2 protein-coding genes are annotated in these 1,380 nt (G+C 61.3%); one reads left to right on the forward strand and one right to left on the reverse strand.

Annotated elements, in window-relative coordinates; genetic code table 11:
• Positions 1-380: U32 family peptidase (locus ADADOO_RS00970; protein ID WP_511274296.1), on the reverse strand; the 380-nt coding region annotated here is incomplete at its 3' end.
• Between the two features lie 35 nt (positions 381-415).
• Between ADADOO_RS00970 and ADADOO_RS00975 the strand changes: the two genes are divergently transcribed.
• Positions 416-1,380, forward strand: a 965-nt coding sequence (locus ADADOO_RS00975) for an Rne/Rng family ribonuclease (RefSeq protein ID WP_511274297.1), incomplete at its 3' end; no start/stop codon positions are given.

The following is a 1,380-nucleotide window of genomic DNA, read 5'->3' on the forward strand; positions in this document are numbered from 1 at the left end:
GCCCAATTCACCGTGTTGGCCTGCACCGAGAGGTGGATGACCTGTTCCGGCCAGGTTTCGCGCACCATGTCGATGAGGCCGGGGTCGGACATGATCAGGGCGTCGGGCTTGAGGGCGATGACCGGCGCCATGTCGTCGAGATAGGTGGGCAGCTTGGCGTTGTGCGGAATGATGTTGCTGACGACAAAAAACTGCTTGCCGCGGGCGTGCGCCTCGTTGATGCCTTCGCCCAGTTTTTCGATGCTGCCGAACTCGTTGTTGCGCACGCGCAGGCTGTAGCGCGGCTGGCCGGCGTAGATGGCGTCGGCGCCGAAATCGAAGGCGGTGCGCATCATCTCGAGCGAGCCGGCGGGGGCGAGGAGTTCAGGGGCTTTGGGCATAGTAGAATGCAGCGAAACCGCGCATTGTAGAGACTATGTCTGAAGAAATCCTGATCAATTTCACCCCGCAGGAAACCCGCGTTGCCGTCATGCAACAGGGTGTCGTCCAGGAACTCCATATCGAGCGCACGGCAAGCCGCGGCCTGGTCGGCAATGTTTATCTCGGGCGCATCTGCCGCATCCTGCCCGGCATGCAGTCGGCGTTCATCGACGTTGGGCTCGACCGCACAGCCTTCCTGCACGTCGCTGACATCTGGCAACCGCGCGAAGCGACGCAGGACCGGGCTCCCGAACGGCCGATCGAGAAAATGCTGCACGAGGGACAGAGCATCCTCGTCCAGGTCGTCAAGGACCCGATCGGCACCAAGGGGGCGCGGCTATCGACGCAGGTTTCCATCGCCGGCCGCATGCTCGTCTATTTGCCGCAGGAAAAGCACATCGGTATCTCGCAGCGCATCGAATCGGAGGCCGAGCGCGAATCGCTGCGCGAAAAGATCAACCGTCTCGTGCCGAACGACGAACCCGGTGGTTTCATCGTGCGCACCATGGCCGAAAATGCCAGCGACGAAGAGTTCGCCACCGACATCGCCTACCTGCGCAAAACCTGGGCCGATATCCGCGAAAAGGCCCGCACTTTCGGGCCGCCCACCCTGCTTTATCAGGAGTTGTCGCTCGGCCAGCGCGTCCTGCGCGACTTCGTCAATCCCGATACGACCCGCATCGTCATCGACTCGCGGGAAAATTTCCAAAAACTGACCGTCTTCGCTCAGGAATACACGCCGGCGGTGATCAAGCTTTTGGAGCATTACACCGGCCAGCGCCCGCTGTTCGACCTGCACGGCGTCGAGGACGAAATCCAGAAAGCCCTGGCCCGCCGTGTCGATCTGAAATCCGGCGGCTACCTGATCATGGATCAGACCGAGGCGATGACGACCATCGACGTCAATACCGGCGGCTTCGTCGGCGTGCGCAATTTCGACGACACCATTTTCAAGACCAA

This window comes from Azonexus sp., from assembly GCF_036170495.1.
Taxonomy (GTDB): domain Bacteria; phylum Pseudomonadota; class Gammaproteobacteria; order Burkholderiales; family Rhodocyclaceae; genus Azonexus.